The organism is Citrobacter sp. RHB35-C21 (genome assembly GCF_013816515.1).
GTDB classification, from domain to species: Bacteria; Pseudomonadota; Gammaproteobacteria; order Enterobacterales; family Enterobacteriaceae; genus Citrobacter; species Citrobacter braakii.
Window position 1 is genome coordinate 4458608 of sequence record NZ_CP057147.1, and the last position, 19799, is coordinate 4478406.

General features: G+C 51.6%; 18 protein-coding genes and 1 pseudogene. 5 read left to right on the forward strand and 14 right to left on the reverse strand.

The genetic code is table 11. From position 1 onward, the window contains the following. Positions 1–105: 105 nt before the first annotated feature. The 4 genes from HVZ39_RS21630 to uxuA form a co-directional block, all read right to left on the reverse strand. On the reverse strand, positions 106–315 hold the full coding sequence (locus HVZ39_RS21630; RefSeq protein ID WP_016151558.1) for a hypothetical protein: 210 nt from the start codon (positions 313–315) through the stop codon (positions 106–108). Positions 316–962: 647 nt separating this feature from the next. Beyond that, positions 963–1736 carry a Uxu operon transcriptional regulator gene (uxuR, locus tag HVZ39_RS21635; RefSeq protein ID WP_065554582.1) on the reverse strand — a complete coding sequence of 258 codons (774 nt, stop codon included), beginning with the start codon at positions 1734–1736 and terminating at the stop codon, positions 963–965. 221 nt (positions 1737–1957) lie between these two features. Further along, the gene (locus tag HVZ39_RS21640) at positions 1958–3433 is read right to left on the reverse strand and encodes a fructuronate reductase (protein ID WP_181221168.1); all 1476 of its coding nucleotides are present in this window, start codon (positions 3431–3433) and stop codon (positions 1958–1960) included. 78 nt (positions 3434–3511) lie between these two features. After that, the gene (gene uxuA / locus HVZ39_RS21645; protein ID WP_047414556.1) at positions 3512–4696 is read right to left on the reverse strand and encodes a mannonate dehydratase; all 1185 of its coding nucleotides are present in this window, start codon (positions 4694–4696) and stop codon (positions 3512–3514) included. A gap of 260 nt (positions 4697–4956) precedes the next feature. On the opposite strand from uxuA, the gene gntP reads away from it, so the two are divergent. After that, the gene (gene gntP, locus HVZ39_RS21650; RefSeq protein WP_019078289.1) at positions 4957–6300 is read left to right on the forward strand and encodes a gluconate permease GntP; all 1344 of its coding nucleotides are present in this window, start codon (positions 4957–4959) and stop codon (positions 6298–6300) included. 48 nt (positions 6301–6348) lie between these two features. Here the strand turns inward: gntP and HVZ39_RS21655 are convergent, their stop codons facing one another. The 3 genes from HVZ39_RS21655 to HVZ39_RS21665 are packed head-to-tail and all read right to left on the reverse strand — an operon-like array spanning position 6349 to position 9191. Beyond that, entirely contained in the window at positions 6349–7041 is a 693-nt protein-coding gene (locus HVZ39_RS21655; RefSeq protein WP_181632948.1) for a lactate utilization protein C, read from the reverse strand. Continuing rightward, complete coding sequence (locus HVZ39_RS21660; protein WP_016151552.1) at positions 7034–8461, reverse strand: LutB/LldF family L-lactate oxidation iron-sulfur protein; 1428 nt, start codon at positions 8459–8461, stop codon at positions 7034–7036. The genes HVZ39_RS21655 and HVZ39_RS21660 overlap by 8 nt, the downstream gene beginning before the upstream one ends. Before the next feature lie 10 nt (positions 8462–8471). After that, the gene (locus tag HVZ39_RS21665) at positions 8472–9191 is read right to left on the reverse strand and encodes a (Fe-S)-binding protein (protein ID WP_016155592.1); all 720 of its coding nucleotides are present in this window, start codon (positions 9189–9191) and stop codon (positions 8472–8474) included. A 579-nt stretch (positions 9192–9770) separates the two neighbouring features. Between HVZ39_RS21665 and HVZ39_RS21670 the strand changes: the two genes are divergently transcribed. Together HVZ39_RS21670 and HVZ39_RS26465 are read left to right on the forward strand one after the other, a co-directional pair. Continuing rightward, positions 9771–11324, forward strand: coding sequence for an L-lactate permease (locus HVZ39_RS21670; RefSeq protein WP_016151550.1), 1554 nt, complete (start codon positions 9771–9773; stop codon positions 11322–11324). 48 nt (positions 11325–11372) lie between these two features. Further along, on the forward strand, positions 11373–11579 hold the full coding sequence (locus HVZ39_RS26465) for a hypothetical protein (protein WP_176443277.1): 207 nt from the start codon (positions 11373–11375) through the stop codon (positions 11577–11579). A 216-nt stretch (positions 11580–11795) separates the two neighbouring features. Here HVZ39_RS26465 and pdxY read toward each other — a convergent pair whose 3' ends face one another. From pdxY to HVZ39_RS21685, 3 genes are all read right to left on the reverse strand, one after another. Further along, positions 11796–12653 (reverse strand): pyridoxal kinase PdxY, encoded by an 858-nt coding sequence (pdxY, locus tag HVZ39_RS21675; RefSeq protein ID WP_016155591.1) that lies wholly within the window; start codon positions 12651–12653, stop codon positions 11796–11798. An 11-nt stretch (positions 12654–12664) separates the two neighbouring features. Further along, positions 12665–13930 carry an aromatic amino acid transporter gene (locus HVZ39_RS21680; RefSeq protein ID WP_016151548.1) on the reverse strand — a complete coding sequence of 422 codons (1266 nt, stop codon included), beginning with the start codon at positions 13928–13930 and terminating at the stop codon, positions 12665–12667. Positions 13931–14118: 188 nt separating this feature from the next. Next, positions 14119–15489, reverse strand: coding sequence for a tyrosine phenol-lyase (locus HVZ39_RS21685; protein ID WP_016155590.1), 1371 nt, complete (start codon positions 15487–15489; stop codon positions 14119–14121). A gap of 778 nt (positions 15490–16267) precedes the next feature. Between HVZ39_RS21685 and symE the strand changes: the two genes are divergently transcribed. Beyond that, complete coding sequence (gene symE / locus HVZ39_RS21690; RefSeq protein WP_181632949.1) at positions 16268–16630, forward strand: endoribonuclease SymE; 363 nt, start codon at positions 16268–16270, stop codon at positions 16628–16630. 62 nt (positions 16631–16692) lie between these two features. On the opposite strand, the pseudogene tssD reads toward symE, so the two are convergent. The 3 genes and pseudogenes from tssD to HVZ39_RS21705 all read right to left on the reverse strand — a co-directional run bounded on the left by tssD (position 16693) and on the right by HVZ39_RS21705 (position 17965). Continuing rightward, positions 16693–17177 (reverse strand): annotated as a pseudogene (tssD, locus tag HVZ39_RS21695) (type VI secretion system tube protein TssD). Between the two features lie 18 nt (positions 17178–17195). Continuing rightward, positions 17196–17522 (reverse strand): DUF1493 family protein, encoded by a 327-nt coding sequence (locus HVZ39_RS21700; RefSeq protein WP_016155588.1) that lies wholly within the window; start codon positions 17520–17522, stop codon positions 17196–17198. After that, entirely contained in the window at positions 17516–17965 is a 450-nt protein-coding gene (locus HVZ39_RS21705) for an STM2901 family protein (protein ID WP_181632950.1), read from the reverse strand. Before HVZ39_RS21705 ends, HVZ39_RS21700 begins: the two co-directional genes overlap by 7 nt. Before the next feature lie 221 nt (positions 17966–18186). Between HVZ39_RS21705 and HVZ39_RS21710 the strand changes: the two genes are divergently transcribed. After that, positions 18187–18525, forward strand: coding sequence for a hypothetical protein (locus HVZ39_RS21710; protein WP_249419263.1), 339 nt, complete (start codon positions 18187–18189; stop codon positions 18523–18525). 258 nt (positions 18526–18783) lie between these two features. On the opposite strand, the gene HVZ39_RS21715 is transcribed toward HVZ39_RS21710, so the two are convergent. After that, positions 18784–19794: an Ldh family oxidoreductase gene (locus HVZ39_RS21715; protein ID WP_181632951.1), complete on the reverse strand. Its 1011-nt coding sequence runs from the start codon at positions 19792–19794 to the stop codon at positions 18784–18786. Between the last annotated feature and the right edge of the window lie 5 nt (positions 19795–19799).

Below are 19799 nucleotides of genomic sequence, written 5' to 3' on the forward strand. Positions count from 1 at the left end.
GCCCCCTATGGAAAAGGGGAAAACCTCTAACACACCAATGAAGGTAATAATAAAGTGGCAAGACACATATCATTTTGGGTTTAATAAAACCCGAACAGAGAGTAATTACTTGGATTCTTCGTTTACGCTCTCATTAACAGAGCGATATAACATTATTGCTTCGGCAATAATATCTTGTTTACTTTTACGGGTTTCAAATGCCAGCGTACGAACATATTCCCACAGAGAGGTATCGACACGGGCACTTAAAAGAACCATATCTTTTGAACGGGTACCCCTGGCCTTTCTAATATCGGGGTAATCTCGAGAGGGCATTATCATCTCCTGAACGCAAACACGCTTATGGCGATGAAATATGCAGTCAGTGTAAAAACATGTCAACGGCAAAATACAGTGACAATAGTAATGAAACTGTTAATAACGGACAAAAAACTGGAACAGCATTTCAAATGAAAGATAACTTGATTATAGAATAATGTGTAATTTTAACTTTACATATATTCACTTTTATTCATTTGATTAAAAAAGCCAGAACTATTGACAATAAACATGACATCAAATCAAAACATCATTACAGCCAATAAGTTACGTGCCGTTATTAATGTCTACATTTCCGTGAAGCGCCTGTTTTTATGCACTGTTATTCCGGGCAGCCTCGCTCTGACCACCGCGGAAATCAGTTTGATTCTCACTTAACACAGGCCCGTTTTGTCTAAAAATAAGCACGGAAAGGTAAAAATAAGGTAAACAATGCATTTTTTCGCATGCGAAAATAAGTTGTTTTTAATTGATATAAATCAATTTTCACCGCGTAACGACGGAGGAAAAATCATCATCTGAGGTGATGGAAACCTTTTTTTACGTGACGTTCATGACGAGAAAAAAGCGTTGTTATGCAATAAACTTTTGTGCTGAAAAGTGTCGCGCGGGCTGCAACAGCCCGCATGGGAGAGGAAGGAAAATCAGGCGTTAACTTTATCCAGCGGCCAGGAATCAAACAGATAACCATCAAAGTCGATGTCATCAACATTTGAAAACTCCAGCAGGCGCTGTTTGACGTTTTCCAGATGCTGCCACATTGCCAGCTTGGCTGCGCGGGCATCCTTTTTGATTAATGCCGCCAGGATCTGTTTGTGGTCGCCCATCCACTCTTTACGGTAATGGGTATCGTCAAGGTGGCTATGGAGCTGGATCCACATCGGGTTGTTTTCACGCCACTGCCATGACTGGCGAAACAGCTCCACCAGCATGCTGTTATGCGTGGCTTCGGCTATGGCGAGATGGAACTGCATGTCGCCGCTTTCAGAACCGTTCGCTTCGCTGGAGGCCAGCTCCCGCTCTTCCAGCTGTAACGCCTGGCGCATTTTAACGATATCTTCACGCGTAGCCTGCAGCGCGGCGAATTCGGCGATATTGCTTTCCAGCAGCTGTCGCGCCTGCAGCAGCTCAAACGGGCCCGCGTCATTGCAATGATTGACATCCGTACTGTCGATGGTCTGCGCATCTGCATTGTCGAGTACGTAGATCCCGGCGCCGCGACGCACGTCCACCAGACCTTTAATTTCCAGCATAATTAACGCTTCGCGAACCACCGTGCGAGTGACGTTGAGCATCTCAGCAATTTCACGTTCCGGCGGCAAACGCTCCCCGGGCAGGTACGGCGTCTGGACAATCAGATCGCGGATCATTGCACCCACTTCCTGGTAGGGTCTTTGTTGAGAAGTGTTCGATTTCATCGTGTTATGTCCGTCAGATGCGTCAATTCAGATCCGTAGGCCGGATAAGGCACATGCGCTGCCATCCGGCACCTGTGCCGTTGGCTGATGGCGACGCTGACGCATCTTATCAAGCCTACAAAAAACGTTTTTTCGCCTGAACTATAGCATTTGCGGGAAGCCAAAAACAGAAAACGGGTCAACCAAATCAGCATTTTGATTGACCCGTCATACTTCGGGGATTATGCGTCAGCGCCTAACGCCGCAACGCACTCGCGTGCGCCGTGTTCACACAGCTGTTGATACGTCGCGATAATTGTCTCCACAAAATCAGCGTTTTCCGCCAGATCATGGCCAAAAATGCCGCTCAGCCCCAGCAGCGCCGTCACGCGTTCGGCCCCCTGGAACTGTTGGTTAATGCGCTGGAACTCAGCCAGCAAGGGGTCGACAACATCAATGGCCTGCCCCTGTTCATCCACGCCACGGGTGTAGCGCATCCAGCCCGCCACGCCCAGCGCCAGGTGACGCCAGTCGCTGGCGTTTTGCAGATGCAGACGCACCGGATCCAGCAGGCGCTGCGGCAATTTCTGGCTGCCGTCCATCGCAATCTGCCAGGTGCGGTGACGCAGTGATGGGTTGCTGAAACGCTCAATGAGCAGCGTCGCATAGGCGTTAAGATCGGTGCCTTCCGGCATCGACAGCGTCGGCGCTTGCTCCTGCATCATCAGCGCGAACGCCGCTTTGCGGTACGCCGGATTTGTCATGGTATCAGCGATAGTTTCATAGCCGCCGAGATAGCCCAAATACGCGAGGAAAGAGTGGCTGCCGTTGAGCATACGCAGTTTCATCATTTCAAACGGCACCACATCGGCAACGAACTGCGCACCAACATTATCCCAGTCAGGGCGACCGTTGACAAAGTTATCTTCGATAACCCACTGACGGAACGGCTCACAGGCGATAGCACACGGATCGTACACCCCCAACTGGTCGGCAATCTCTTGCAACGTTTCTGGCGTCGCCGCCGGAACAATGCGGTCTACCATGGTGCACGGGAAAGTGGCGTTAGCCTCAATCCACTGCGCCAGCTGCGGGTCGCGCGCCTGCGCCAGACCCAGCACCGCGACTTTCGCCACATGACCATTTTCACGCACGTTATCGCAAGACATCACGGTAAAGGCTGCAAGCCCTTGCTCACGACGCAGATGCAGCGCCTGCACGATGTAACCAATCGCCGATTTCGGCGTGCCTGGATTCGCCAGATCGTGTTTAATCAGCGGGTTATTGAGATCTAACTGACCGCTGGCAGCATCAGTGCAGTAGCCTTTTTCCGTGACCGTCAGCGAGACAATTGCCGTCTGCGGGCGCGCCATAGCCTGTAAAATACCATCACAGCCGTCAAGCTCCGGGTGCAACGCTTCTTTCATCGAGCCAATCACTTTCAGCACGGTGTTGTCCGCGCCTTTTTCCGCCACGGTATACAGCAGTTGCTGTTTGCGCAGGTTTTCAATCAGGACGCGGTCGTTACCCGGCATCAGGTTAACTTCACAGATCCCCCAGTCGCTGTCGGTGGTTTCCAGCAGATGATGGGTGTACAGCGCCTGGTGCGCGCGGTGAAATGCGCCGCATCCCAGGTGAACAATGCGGGATTGCAGGCGCGAGCTGTCCCATGCAGGGCGAGCAACCGGCAGGTTGCTATTGGCAATTGTCGTTGTCATCGTGAACTCCAGAACCCGTTGAATGACCAACGGAAGAGAAAAGAAAAAGCCGGCCAGACAGGTGACCGGCAACTCGCTTTAGCGGCTAAAGAAAGCGCGCTGGATAGCCATCTCAACGCCACGCACTTCCGCCAGCCCTTTCAGGCGACCAATCGCGGAGTAGCCTGGGTTGGTTTTCTTTTTCAGATCGTCAAGCATCTGGTGGCCGTGGTCCGGACGCATTGGGATCAGGTCCTCTTTACCCTCGGCTTTACGGCGCTGCTCTTCCTCAACGATCGCTTTCACGACTTCGTACATATCGACGTCGCCGTTAAGATGCGCCGCTTCATGGAAGGTTTTCGGGTTATCTTCACGCAGCGTGGAGCGCAGGTGGGTGAAGTAAATACGTGGGCCAAACTGTTTGATCATGTTGACCAGATCGTTGTCCGCCCGGACGCCGTAGGAGCCGGTGCACATGGTAAAACCGTTCGCCATGCTGTTGACCGTATCGACCATCCATTGCATATCTTCCACGGTGGAAACAATGCGCGGCAGGCCGAGGATTGGGCGCGGCGGATCGTCCGGGTGTACCGCCATCCGCACGCCCGCTTCTTCCGCCACAGGAATAATTGCTTTCAGGAAGACGGCAAAGTTCTCGCGCAGTGCGGCTTTATCGATATCTTTATAACGCGCAAGATGCTGGCGGAACTGGTCAAGCGTATAGCCCTCTTCCGCGCCCGGCAGACCGGCGATGATATTGCGGGTCAGACGCGCTTTGTCTTCATCGCTCATGGTGGCGAAGCGTTCATTCGCCTGAGCAATCTCTTCGGCGGTGTAATCCGCTTCCGCGCCCGAACGTTTGAGGATGTGCAGCTCAAAGGCGGCAAATTCAATCTGGTCAAAACGCAGCGCTTTGGAGCCGTCCGGCAGGACGTATTCCAGGTCGGTACGGGTCCAGTCGAGAACCGGCATGAAGTTGTAGCACACGGTACGAATGCCGCACTGGGCCAGGTTACGCAGGCTTTGCTGGTAGTTGGCGATCCACTGCTGATAGTTACCAGAACGGGTTTTAATGTCTTCGTGGATCGGTACGCTTTCGACGACCGACCAGACCAGGCCCGCCTGCTCAATAATGGCTTTGCGTTTTAGGATCTCATCAACCGTCCACACTTCCCCGTTCGGGATATGGTGCAAGGCGGTGACCACGCCCGTGGCACCCGCCTGACGTACATCCGCTAAGGTGACCGGATCGTTAGGACCATACCAGCGCCATGTCTGTTCCATCTTTTATTCCTCATTTACGTTATGGACTCGACGATATGGCACATAAATTCCTCCTTTTGGTATGACATGTCAACCTGAAGGGATTAATTGGTTAACCAAATCACGATTTTTGCTGATTAGATCGCCATTTTGCGGCCAGGAAGCGCAGTAAAGATGTAAACATGTAACGCAATGTGACATTCATCGCATCAATGGTTAACCAATACGGATAACATCTCAACCAAAATCATAATAGTTCAACCAATAAAGGTAGACGTTATATGCATGTTCTCAATATTCTGTGGGTCGTATTCGGCATCGGTCTGATGCTGGTGCTCAATCTAAGATTCAAAATAAACTCGATGGTCGCCTTGCTGCTGGCGGCGCTCTCGGTCGGCATGCTGGCGGGTATGGACTTAATGGCGCTGCTGCACACCATGAAATCCGGCTTTGGCAGCACGCTGGGTGAGTTGGCGATTATCGTGGTATTCGGGGCAGTCATCGGTAAGCTGATGGTCGATTCCGGAGCGGCGCATCAGATTGCTCATACGCTGCTGGCTCGACTCGGGCTGCGCTATGTACAGCTGTCGGTGATCATTATTGGTCTGATTTTTGGCCTGGCGATGTTCTATGAAGTGGCGTTTATTATGCTGGCGCCGCTGGTGATCGTCATTGCCGCAGAAGCGAAGATCCCGTTCCTCAAGCTGGCGATTCCTGCCGTTGCCGCCGCCACCACCGCCCACTCTCTGTTCCCACCGCAGCCAGGTCCGGTCGCGCTGGTTAACGCCTACGGCGCTGACATGGGTATGGTCTACATCTACGGTATTCTGGTGACTATTCCGAGCGTGATCTGCGCCGGGCTTATCCTGCCGAAGTTCCTCGGCAACCTCGATCGCCCGACGCCGTCATTCATGAAGGCCGACGTACCGGTTGACCAGAACAATCTACCGTCTTTCGGCATCTCTATTCTGGTTCCGCTGATCCCGGCGATCATCATGATCTCCACCACCATCGCCAACATCTGGCTGGTGAAAGGAACGCAGGCGTGGGAAGTGGTCAACTTCTTAGGCTCCTCGCCAATTGCGATGTTTATCGCCATGATTGTCGCCTTCGTGCTGTTTGGTACCGCGCGTGGTCACGACATGCAGTGGGTGATGAACGCCTTTGAAAACGCGGTGAAAAGCATCGCCATGGTGATCCTGATCATCGGCGCGGGCGGCGTACTGAAGCAGACCATTATCGATACCGGCATCGGCGATACCATCGGCATGCTGATGTCGCACGGCAATATTTCTCCATACATCATGGCGTGGTTGATAACCGTGCTTATTCGTCTGGCAACCGGTCAGGGCGTGGTCTCAGCCATGACGGCGGCGGGGATTATCAGCGCAGCCATTCTCGACCCGGCAACCGGTCAACTGGTGGGCGTCGATCCGGCGTTGCTGGTACTGGCGACGGCGGCTGGCTCCAACACCCTGACCCATATCAACGATGCCTCGTTCTGGCTGTTCAAAGGCTACTTTGACCTGTCGGTGAAGGATACGCTGAAAACCTGGGGTCTGCTGGAGCTGGTGAACTCCGTGGTTGGTCTGATTATCGTGTTGATCATCAGCATGATTGCATAACATCGATACCGCTCTGGCCCCCAGCGCCAGAGCGGTTCTTCTCCTGCCTTAACAATCCTCAATAATCAGATACACCGCCTTCACCGGGCCATGCACCCCAACCACCTTGATAAGCTCAATATCCGCCGTCGAGCTGGGTCCGCTGATAATGTTAATGCACGACGGCATACGCTCACCGGCCTGCGCTTTCTGATGCAGTTTTTCTGCCAGTTGCGCCACGCGCGGCAGGATGGTGCTTTTACGCAGCACGAAAATCGAGGACTCCGGCAACAGGCTCAAAGAACGCCCGCGCTCCGGCGCGGAAAACAGCACCACGCCGCCGGACTCAGTCAGGCCATACTCAGCATACACCACGCCGACTTTCGCCTGCTCGGCCTCGGTAATATTTTCGCTGCCTCGCGCCGGATCCCAGACCACGGCGTTGCATTCCTGCTGCAAACGTTCGGTGATGCCCAGCGCCACCAGTCGGCTGTCGCCGCTCAGCACTACCGGCTGACCCAATTCTTCACACAGGCGTAGCGCTGCTTCTGCGGCCAGGTCCTCGCGAGTCAGTTCACAGCGGGCCAGCATCACTTCGCTGGCGAACTGGATAAACGCATCGCAGCGCTGCTGCGGGCTAAGTTCGGTCAGGCGCTCGTTGGCATAATTGTTAACCGGCGCGGCATCCGCTTGTGGTTCGAAACGCGGCGGGCGACCCAGCGCCTGGGCGATGGTGTTTAAAAACGCGGTACGGTTATCCATTCTTTTTCTCCTGCGCCTGATGTTTCTTAAACCAGCTGCGGAAGCTCTCGCCGTCAGCATCAGGCAGATCGCGCGCCTCCATCCAGTCACCAATCGCGCCAACCTTGAGCGGGGTTTTCCCGCCATTGATAAACCAGCTTGCCGCATGCGCGCCCGCCATCATCCCGACTTTCCACAGCCCCGGATGGCTATTGGCATAAGCGAACATTTTGATCGCCCGTCGCTCGGCTTTCGGGGTAATGCCCTCCTCGGCCATCACCCGACGATGACGCAGGATCAGTTTTGACAGCGGAATACGCACCGGGCAGACGCTGTCGCAGGCCGTGCATAAGGAACAGGCGTACGGCAGATCTTTAAAATCTTTATAGCCGCCGAGCAGTGGAGAAATCACCGCGCCAATAGGGCCGGGATAGATCGAGCCATAGCCGTGTCCGCCGATGTGGCGATACGCCGGGCAGGTGTTCATACAGGCCCCGCAGCGGATGCAGCGCAGCACATCGCGAAACTCAGAGCCCAGCACCTGCGAGCGACCGTTATCGACAATCACCAGATGGAACTCTTCCGGTCCGTCCACGTTATCCGCCTCACGCGGGCCGGTCAGCCAGGTGTTATAGCCCGTCAGACGAGCGCCCACGGCGCTGCGCGCCAGCATGGTGATCAGCACATCCACATCAGCAAAGGTTGGCGCGATACGCTCCATGCCCATCACCGCAATGTGCGTTTTCGGCAGCGTGGTGCACATGCGCGCGTTGCCTTCGTTGGTCACCAGGCATACTGAACCGGTTTCCGCCACGGCAAAGTTACAGCCGGTAATACCGATTTCGGCACTCAGGAAATCCTCGCGGATCTTCTGGCGAATGAACAAGGTCATGGCTTCCGGGGTTTCCGGGCCGTCATATCCCAGACGCTCGTTCAGCACGCGGCGGATCTGATAGCGATCTTTATGAATAGCCGGGACCACGACGTGCGAAGGTGGATCCTGATCCAATTGCAGGATGTATTCACCGAGATCGGTTTCGATCACCTGGATTCCCGCATCCTGCAGGACATGGTTGACGCCGATCTCCTCGGTCACCATCGACTTGGACTTCACCACCTTCTTCGCGTTTTTGCTGCGCGCGACCTGCAGAATGTAGGCGGTGGCCTCTTCTTTGGTTTTGGCGAAATAGACGTGGCCGCCGTTTTGCGTCACTTTCTCGGAGAGTTGATACAGATAAGCGTCGAGGTTGCTCAGCACGTGATCGCGGATCTGGCTGGCACGATCGCGCCAGTCTTCCCAGTGGCCTAACTCATCGACCATTTTTTGTCGATTTGCGCCAATACGCTCCTGCGCATTGGCCACGGCTTTGCGCATGATCGGATCTTCTATCTGCTGACGAATGCGCAGTTTAAATTCTACATCGCTGGTTTTTATCGACATCTCTTTCCCCTCAGCGGCTCATCAGCACTTCAGCAATATGCATCACTTTGACCGGCTGGCCTTCCCGTTGCAGTCGACCGCCAATGTTCAGCAGGCAACTGACGTCTGCGCCAATCAAATATTCCGGCTGCGCATCCATCAAATGTAAGACTTTCTCTTTCACCATCTCGCCGGATATCTCGGCCATTTTGACCGAAAACGTCCCGCCAAAGCCGCAGCAGGTATCCTGATCGGCAAACGTCAGCAGCTCCAGCCCGCGCACGTTTTTCAGCAGCGTGAGCGGCTCTTCCTTCACCCCCAGCTTTCGAGTCAGGCTACAAGAGGGATGATAGACAGCGCGGCCCTGCAGGCTGGCGCCGACGTCCACCACGCCCAGCTTGTTGACGATAAAGGAGGTGAGATCCTGCATACGCGCGGCAACCTTTTCAGCACGCAGCGCCCATTCCGGCTCATCGGCCAGATACGTCGGATAACTTTTTACCGCGTAGGTACAGGAGCCTGCTGGCGAGATAATCGGATCGTCGTTGTCTTCCAGGGCGGCGATCAGGTTTTTCATCCCAGGGATCGCCTCTTTGATGTAACCGCTGTTGATGGCTGGCTGACCGCAACACCCTTGCTTCTCGGGGAAATTAACGCGACAACCCAGTTTTTCCAGCAGCAATACGGAGTCTCGTGCCATCCGTGATTTCAGTGCGTCACCAATGCAGGTAACAAAGAAATTTACATTCACAATAACTACTCCATTGCTTCATTTCTGTTTATTGCGCTTGATATCGCGATATCAAGCAAAGGTTCAGCCGTATTTCACGCCCAGTTTTCTGTTTGCTGTTTTTACTAATACCTGGGTTCATGGTGATGCTCGGGTCGTTTTCCTTTGATACCAACTCTCCGCTTCTTAAGTCAGGACAGTCGCATATGTCTGTATTTTCATTTGTATGACAAAACCAAATAATCCCCTAATCAACCCCCATATGCAACAACCAGGTTTATTTCTTTCGGTCTCGCTCACATTTTTATATTTAAAACCACAGCGTTATGAACACCTTAAAAACAGTTTCAGGTGCTTACTATTCTCATCACCAGCATTATTAAAAAGGTTATCAAATAACTATTTATAGGTATTCAGCTTACTCTTAAGTATATTTACCTGGCATTATATTTTAATTAAAAGATTACAATAGTTACAAAACTACAAATCATAATTACTTTATTCACTGAAGCGATTCAGTTTACATACTTTATTAACCCAGCAATGTAGCCTCCCCACCATAAATATAAATCAGGTTTAATGAACCAATCAGGAATAGCAATGAACGAATATTTTATGTTTGCCCTGGCACTCTCTCCTTTACTACTGATGGTATTTTTAATATTGAAATTGAAAATGCCCATCCATTATTCCGTGTTGATCTCTTTGGTATTCACTGCCGCGCTGTCGGCCATATTCTGGGAAATGCCCGTACAGAATCTGAAAGCCGCGATAGGCTATGGCGCCCTGAAGGGGTTATGGCCGATTGTGATTGTGATCCTCGGCGCCATCTTCAGTTATAACGTCATGCAGGCGACCAAGGCGCTGGATATTCTGCGCGATATTCTCGCCAGCATTAGCGAAGATAAGCGTATTCAGGTGCTACTGATTTCATGGTGCTTCGGCGGATTCCTTGAAGCCGCGGCAGGTTATGGCACTGCGGTCGCCATTCCGATCGGCATTCTTATTGCGCTGGGATTCAACCCGCTGAAGGCGGCGATCGCTTCTCTCGTGGCGAATACCGTTCCCACCGCGTTCGGCGCGGTCGGGATCCCGGTTTCTATTCTGGCGGAACAGGTTAATCTGCCGGTGTATACCTTAGGCGGAACCATTATTCTGCAGCTCGCGCTGTTTAATATCCTGCTGCCGTTTGTCATTGTCTGCATTATTGGCGGCGGCCTGAAAGCCATTCGTGGCGTATTTCTGATCACGCTGATTTGCGGCATCACCACGCTGGTTCCGCAATATTTTGTCGCCATTCATCTTGGCGCGGAATTGCCCGCCTTTGCCGGTAGCCTGGTCAGCCTGTTTGCCGTGGCGATGGTCAGCCGCCTGCGCAAAGGGAAAACCGATCCCGAGTGGCGCATTGAGGTCAGCCATACCCGCGAAACCACGCCGCGCTCGGCAAAAGTGTTGTTCCGCGTAGGCTCTATCTATCTGTTTATTTTTGTTTTTATCCTGCTGTGCTCACCGCTGTTCCCGACGATCAAAGGCGCGGCGTCCCAACTGGCCTCGGTGCTGCATTTCACGCTCGCCGACGGCAACACGCTGGCACTGAAAGTTGAATGGGTGACCACGCCGGGGATGCTGATCATCTTTGCGACCCTTATCGGCGGTTTTATTCAGGGAGCGTCCGCACGCGGGATGCTGGAAGTATTTATCAAAACCATTTTCCAGCTTAAAAATTCCATTGTGGCGATTATGGCGATTGTCGCGCTGGCCACGGTGATGGATCTCAGCGGGATTATCTCCACGCTGGCCCAGTCGATTGTCGATCTGACCGGCAGTTCCTACGTCTTCCTCGCCCCGGTGATTGGCGCGCTGGGCACGTTTGTTACCGGCAGCGATACCAACTCGAATATTTTGTTCGGCAAACTGCAAACCATTGCCGCCAGTAAACTGCATATCGATCCCAACTGGCTCGCGGCGGCGAATACTTCTGGTGCAACGGGGGGGAAAATGATTTCGCCGCAGAGTATCGCCATTGCGGTTTCAGCCACCAAAATGGACGGACAGGCCAACCAGATAATGTCTGGCACCATGAAATACTGCTGCGCCTACATTGTGATCCTCGGCCTGAAAGTCGGTCTCTTTTATTACTGGTTTATGGCGTAATCCCTTGTCAACCCCGTCAAATTTACGGCAACCGTATTTGACGACGCGGTGACCAAAAAGGTTTACACCGCTTCAGGATCGAAACGAAGCGACTGGCTTTACGATTTGTCGGCGCTGACTAAAATAGCGCCGATGTTTCAAATCGAGGATTGTTGTTATGTTGTTCTGGAAAAAGATGGTGAAGAAGTTCGACGCCTTTTCCGCGTTGATCCCACCACGCTACTTCCGCGTGTAATGCCTGGCGCTAATGCCTGATGGCGCTTCGCTTATCGGGCCTACGTTTCACGCTCATTTGTAGGCCGGATAAGGCGCAAGCGCCGCATCCGGCAGCAGAGAAAAATGTTCTCCCCTTTCACTTACGCAGCCCGCACGCTCTTAACACCCTGACCCACAGACGAAGCCATGCAAAACGGTAGATCAGCGGATGCTGAAATCGTAGCAGTGTCAGAAACATAGAGCCTCCTTGCGGCGCTACAGCACCGTTGCCAGATAGCGAATTTGCGGCTCCATTATCTGGTGACGCGCGTCTATCAGCCGCAGTTCATACGAGTCGTGCTCTTTCGTCAGCCGCATCACCGCATCGACGACACTGGTGGTCCGCTCCAGCGCCTGCTTGTCCTCATAACCGTTGAGCAGTGAAGCCAGCATCACGCTGCAAATCAGATCCCCAACGCCCACCGGCATTTTGGCAAAGGTATACAGCGGCCGGGCGATGTGTAACGTCTGTTCCGCCGTCACCAGCAGCATTTCAAACGCCTGTTTGTCGCGCGAGCAGTCGCCGAGATGTTTCACCAGCACCTTCTTCACACCCCACGCCACCAGCTGCTGCGCCGCTTCCACCACCTCGTCAAAACTACGTAGTTGTCTGCCCGTCAGCACGCCCAGCTCATAGAGATTCGGCCCCATCACATCGGCCAGTTGAATGGCGTCATCGACAAAAAAGGACTCCACGCCCTGCGCGACGATGCAGCCTTTTTGCGGGTCGCCCATCACCGGATCGCAAAAATAGAGCGCCTGGGGATTACGCTGGCGAATGGTGGTGACCGCGAGCTTCACCTCTTCGCAATGGCGTTTGTCCCCGAGATACCCGGACAGCACGGCATCGCATTGCGCCAGTTTTTGCAGGTCATCCAGCCCGCTGATGATGGCGCTCAGCTCGCCGTGCGGCATCGCCATGCCCTGCCACATCCCGTACTGGGTGTGGTTGGAAAACTGTACGGTGTAAAACGGCCAGACATCGATCCCCGAGAGCTGCATCGGCAACACGGCGGCTTTATTTCCGGCATAGCCATAAACGACTGACGACTGAACAGACAACACGTTTTTCATTTTGACTCCGTCTAGCGAAACGTTGGCAGCAGACCAAATACGTCCAGAACAACCGTCAGATAGACAACCGCCCCACAGACAATGACCAGATTGAGCACGGTGTTATTACACGGCGCGGTATAGCTGGCGGTCGGAAAACGTTTCCGCGCCGCTTTCACCAGGAACGGCGGCAGGATCACGCTCCAGATGGTAAAGGCCAGACCGGCGTAACCAATGGCGTGGACAAACCCGTTCGGGAAGAAGAAGCACACGGCGGCTGGCGGGAAGTAGGTCACCAGCGCGGTTTTCAGGCGACCCATGCCGTCATCCGGGAAGTGAAACAGGTCGGCGATGTAATCGAACAGGCCAAGCGTCGCCGCCAGCAGGGAACTGGCTACCGCGAAGTTGCCGAAGAAGGTCAGGATCAGATCCATATAACGGCTGGTGAACAGCCCGCTGATGGCCTCGACAAACACATCGATATTGCCGCCTTTGGCGATAATAGGTGGGAATGAGGAACGGCTGATGTTGCCCATCGTGACGCCCAGCCAGAAAATATACAGCAGCAGGGCAAACAGCGTGCCGATGATAATCGAACGCGTAATATTTGAGATCCCGCTCGTGCCATACAGCTTAACCAGGCTCGGCACGTTACCGTGAAAACCAAACGAGATAATGCAGAACGGCAGCGTCATCAGGATATACGGCAGGTACTGCGAATTGGGCAGCGCCACCGCCACGCTGTCGACAAGTTTCGCCACTTCGATATGCCCCACCAGGCCAGAGAAGGTGGCAAAGAACGCAATAAACTTACCGATAATCAACACGGTAGTAATACGTCCAACCAACAAGGAGCTGTACCAGGCAATCGCCCCGACCAGCATACTGACGATCACCACCGAGATATTCGCCGGAAAGCGCACGCCGCTGTATTTGAACACGGTTTGCGCCATCACCGCCGACGAACCAGAGATATAGGCATAGGTCAGAATATACAGCACAAAGCCGAAAGCGATACCGACCACAATATTCCACTTTCGGCCTAATAAATCCTGAGTAAAGGTATTAAAACTGGCACCGGCGCCATAATGCAGATTAACTTCGACCAGCATCAGACCGGTTAATAACATCATGATGGCGATAAACAGAAGAATAACTGACGCACCGGGGAACCATACGCCAGCCATCGCAATCGGCAGGGAAAACATCCCTCCACCCACTACGGTCGCGATAACCAACATGGTTCCGCTAATCAGTCCGGGGGTACTACTCTGTCGCTCAATGGCATTAATATCCATGATAAATGTTCCTGTAGACTATTCGTTATAATTACAGCTGTCATTTGTACATCATGCGGATAATAAAAATGTCGGAGTCAGGGTTTACTTTTGTAGTTATGTCACGGTAACGGGCACCGCAAAGGCTTCCTGTTCATGGAAAAGAAATACAAAAAAGCCCCATCCTGAGATGGGGCCATAATTATTATTTAGATATAGTCAAAGCGTGCAGTAAAGAAACGGAGCTGCTTCGGCTCGTAAATAAACTTCAGCCCGCGAATATCTTCTTTGTGCTGGTAAAGTTTAATAATACCGTCAGCCACTACATCCATATGCGCGTAAGTATAAACGCGGCGTGGAATAGTCAGACGCACGGTTTCCAGTTTCGGCCTGTGGTGTTCACCGGTCACGTTATTACGGCCCGCAGAGATAATTCCGCGCTCCATACTACGTACGCCGGTTTCCACATAGATACTGGCAGCCAGGCTTTGCGCCGGGAACTCGTCCTGCGTCAGATGCTCGCAGAAGCGACGCGCATCAAGGAATACCGCGTGACCGCCCACCGGTTCAACAATCGGTACACCCGCGGCTTTCAGCTTGTCGCCCAGATAGCGAACCTGCTTCACGCGGTGCTCGATGTACTCATACTGCATGGCTTCGCGCAGACCAATCGCCATGGCTTCCATGTCGCGTCCGGCCAGGCCGCCGTAAGATGGCATGCCTTCGTAGACAACGACTAACTCTTTGGCAGAAGAGAACATTTCGTCATCGTTCATGCACAGGAAGCCGCCGATGTTCACCAGACAGTCTTTTTTACCACTCATGGTACAACCGTCGGCGTAGCTGAACATCTCATGCACGATCTCTGCGATGCTCTTGTTCTCAAAGCCCTGCTCTTGCTCTTTGATGAAGTAGGCGTTTTCTACGCAGCGGGTTGCGTCGTAGAACACTTTAATGCCGTGTGCTGCAGTCAGTTCACGCACCGCGCGCATGTTAGCCATGGAGACCGGCTGCCCGCCTGCGAGGTTAACCGTGACTGCCAGGCAAATATAGGCAATATTCTCGGCGCCTTTTTCATCAATCAGCTTTTGTAATTTTTTAAGATCGATATCACCTTTAAAAGCAATATTCAGACCGGCATCGTGCGCTTCGTCACGAACGATATCGACAAACACCGCACCATTTTTTTCCTGGTGATAACGGGTAGTAGTGAAATACATATTCCCGGCAACATATTGCCCCGGTTTAATTGCCAGCTGCGATAACAGGTTTTCTGCGCCGCGCCCCTGGTGAGTAGGAACAATATGTTTAAAGCCAAACAGTTCCTGCACGGTTCTTTCCAGATGATAGAAGTTTTCGCTGCCCGCGTAGGCTTCATCACCCATCATCATTCCGGCCCACTGCTTGTCACTCATTGCGTTGGTGCCACTGTCTGTCAGCAGGTCAATATAAATATCTTTCGAATTTAACAGGAAAGTATTGTATCCCGCTTCCTGCATTTTCTTAAGGCGTTCATCACGCGGGATCATAGATACAGTTTCAACGCTTTTAATACGGAAGGGTTCTGCCGGATAATTCATTTTGTTTCTCCAGTAACAGTGGTCATGTACGTATTAATGTGAAGTAAAGCATACCTGGTTCATCAATAAAGTCTGATGAAATATAACTATTCACCTCCTGAGTCAGGGGGAGAAATAATGTGGAGGCACTATGCAAGATTTAATTGATTATGGAAATAGCCTGGTCAACATTAATCACTGGCAATAATTTAAAAAGCTGTAAATGTAGGTGATGCAAATCACACGTCATTTTTTTACCCGTTCATATTCAACAAGTTTTTTTTTGCGTGTTGATTTGCCATTTGCGATGGTGCCCCCGTGGAGAGGGGAAATACTGAAAACTTAACTTTCCAGGCTGTGCTCATACTGTATTGCTGAATGAGTACACCCCATTTTGTGAGAGTCGGATCACTTCACGGGTTTATATTTGTGATTTACATCACTAAAAGTGTAAAGCAAAGTGTACAAAACGGTGTTGTTTCAGAGTTTGATATTTGATTCAGTGAGTTAGATCGCATTTTTGGCCTGATACAGATGGGCGTTATTTTCTGGAAATGGCAGGTATCAGGAGGATGGGACAGGAATGAATTTATACGGTGAATAATACTATGTTTATTGGGATAGAGAGGATTTCTATTTATTCCGAAAGCGTGCTAATCGCGCTTATTTCATCTTATTTACATCTGGACTTCCCGCCAATTACTGGGGTAATTTACAGGGGTTTTATTAGCGCGATGCGAAGGTGCGCCAACACCTCCGCATCGCTAATCACAGTAACTATTTCACGAGAATAGCCATCATGACTGATACGCATTGTATTGCAGTTTCATTTGATCCAGAAGTGTACGTCGCAGATAACCGTTGCCTGAAGGTGGGTTATGCGAGCGGTTATCCTGATTACAGCCGTTTGCCGGTGAAGTATGTCCAGTTTCCGTCCATCGTGATGAAGGGCCAGTGGCTTAAAGCCGCCGGATTCGACACCGGCACCCGCGTCGATGTGCGCGTAATGCAAGGCTGCATTGTGTTAACCGCCCGCACGCCCGAACCCGAAGAGTCAGAACTGATGAAATCCCTGCGCGCCGTGGAAAAGCTCTCCGCGCGTAAGCAAAAGCAGGTGCTGGAGTTTATCGGGGTGATTGCGGGGAAAGCGGTGAAGGGGTGAGAGTGTGATGGTAATTAAGGCGCCGAAGGGCGCCTTTTTTGGGGTATTACGCCACTTTTGCTTTATGCCGTAGTGCGTTCGTTCCAGGCGTCGGTATATTGAATATTGCCATCTACAATACACCAGGTGATTTTTTCATAGCGCAGTTGTACGCTTTCCAAATATCCGGTTCCCGTTACCGTACGTGTGTCATGCACGATTGGTGTCACTGATACAACTTTTACACCTTCAAGCAGGGTATTAAAGTATTCCACTTCCTGGCCTGCGTCGTTTATGTGATAGAACTTAAGTTCCGCACTTTGAAGTGTCTACCTGTCGCAACTGCTTTGTAAAGGTATGGGCTGGAGGAATCGATCTCTTTGTCAAAAAGAAATGGGCCATGTTGGCGTGTGCCGGTTAGCTTTCCAGTGGCACCATCGGTTGGAATGCTAAGGTTATGTGTTAAACCACGTAACTCAATACTGCCTTCACGTCCCTGGACATCCGAGCCTCCACGAATCATCGCGCCACCATCGTCTTTTAAAAATAAATGAACGGGTACAGCCATTTTCAACCCTCCTTGTAATCAATCATATAACCAGCGGCCTGCTCTGGCTGATTCTGCGAACATACGCACAGTAAGCGGTTTTGACACTTGCTTGATGGGTTCTTTGGTAAACCATTTTCGATAGACCGATTCTCTTTCCCACGGGTAATAGGCCTCGAAATCAATCACAGAAACATCAACGTTATATTTCTCTCCAAAATCATCAATGGCATACGGTAATTCATCCCATTCAGCGTAACCTTGCAGCGGCGTATCAAGTTCAATCGGGATAGGCTTGAAAGTAAACGTTACCGCGAGAGATAACTCTCCCCGAAAAAATTCTAATACCTCGTTATCCGTCACCATACGCGATCTTCCTCTCTGGCAATGGTGTTGTAGGTATTCACCGTTTTATAGACAATTTGGGCGACATCACTTGCGAGTAATGCCCAACCAATCACAGGAATTGTTCGTCCAACGAATGCCCCCAGATTGTTAGTCATCATTGGTTTTAAATATCTGATGCTGGCATTGGTGATGGTAGGAAGCCTGACGGGCAATCTTACGTTAAGAAACTCACGAGAATATTTGGAGGCAATTGATGTACCTTGTGTTGCCCCATATGGCTTACCCCGTGTTTTCAACAATGGTAACCCAAGAATGATACATGACATTGTTACCACATCTTTAATTCCCCCAAATTGTTCATCAATCTTATCGAGGAAAATCCAGAAAAATAGCTCACTTGCAGAAATGTTGCAGACCCCTTTATAAAAGTATGTTCCGTTAAGTTCCTCTACTGTATCCATCAGTACCCCTTCTTCCCTCAATGATTTGCTTGCTTATCGTACTCCTGGGGAATCACGAAGAATAAAGATGACTACCGCATAAAGTCTATTTTCAGATAAAATAAATATCATGCCGTTAGTAGTAATGTACCAGGCAGACATAATGTAGTGATTGAGTGCTATATCTGGTAAGGAAAATATTCATAACAATAATGTAAATAAAACTACCGAGGCATAGTGATATGAATAAGTTTACTATTCCGATAATAAATATAGTTGTTAGTGGCTATGTAGTTACTGTATGTTTAATTTATTTATTTGAGTTCGATTCATGGCAAAATAAATTACTTGCCGCTATTATCACTGGTGGAAGTGCTTATGTTATCGCCTTTATAGCCAATAGGTTTTTACCAACAATGATACGCCTGTTGGGTGGAATACTTGAACTATTAGCCGGACCATTACTGATCGCAGGGGTTTTAGCTTGTTTTGCTTTTCTTGAACCTTGGCCCATAAAAATTATTGGAACGTTTATTTGGATTTTCATCATGTTTTTTCCCTTCCCATATAAATATAGATAAGGACTAATCATGTCAAACCCAGCCTATCTGTGGTTAACCAATGCAAATCGCTTCCCAGTAATGGGAATACAGGTAGACTGACAGGAACTAGTGTGCACGCAGCGATTACAATACCTCGTTATCAGTCACCATACGCGATCTTCCTCTGTACATTGCTCACGGTTGGGTGACATTACGCGCAAAATTCGGTATGGAAAAGAAAAGCGTTTCAATACACGTATAACAGGAGGGACATCATCCCTCCTGTTCTCGCGATAATTATTTCACTAACGCGGATATATCCTTGAACAGCGAATGGGCTATTTCTACACCGTCACGAGTTGTACGCATACGGGAATGATAGCGACGCTCGCCTGGCAAACGCGCCCCTTGCCGCTGCATATCGGCAAAGAGTCTCTCGGCACGAGCCAAATGCTGCGGAGCCTCCCGTCCCAGAAAGCGGGCCGGGTCCAGGGCCAGAATCAGCTCGCCACCATAGGGCAACCCGCCAGCCCCCTTATCCCACGCCAGCGATTCCGCGCTGGTCATATCGCCGATGAGCGGTCCGGCAAGCAGTTCCACCATCGCCGCCAGTGCCGACCCTTTATGCCCGCCAAACGTCAACATCGCACCGTCGAGGATCGCCTGCGCGTCGGTGGTGGCCTGACCGTCACCGTCAATCCCCCACCCTTCCGGCACCGCTTTTCCTGCCCGTTGATGGAGCTGGATCTCACCCCGTGCCGCCGCACTGGTGGCCATATCAAAGATAAACGGTTTTTTTTCTTCACGCGGCCAGCCAAATGCTATCGGGTTAGTGCCAAAAAGCGGCTGCGTCCCGCCTGCGGGAGCAACCCACGCATGGCTGGGCGTCGTCGCCAACGCCACCAGCCCCGCCTCGGTGAGCGGCTCAACGTCGGCAAACAGCGCCGAAAAGTGCACACAGCGGTTAATCGCCAGGGCTGCAATACCGCTGTGGCGCGCCTTTTCTATCAGCAGTGGAAGTGCGCGCTCGAATGCCAGCAGGGAAAATGCCCCACCAGCATCCACCTTCACAATGGCCGGCGCGGTATCGGTGATAACCGGCTCAGCGTCAGGTGACACCTTTCCTTTACGTCGCGTCTCCACAATCCCCAGCAACCGCCACAAACCATGCGAGGCACAGCCATCACGCTCACCGTGGGTCACGTTTGTCGCGACCACCACGGCATGCGCTTCACTGAATCCATTCCCGCGCAGCACCTTATATGCCAGCGCATAAGCCTCTGTTAACGAGAGGTTTACCATCTCCATGACCG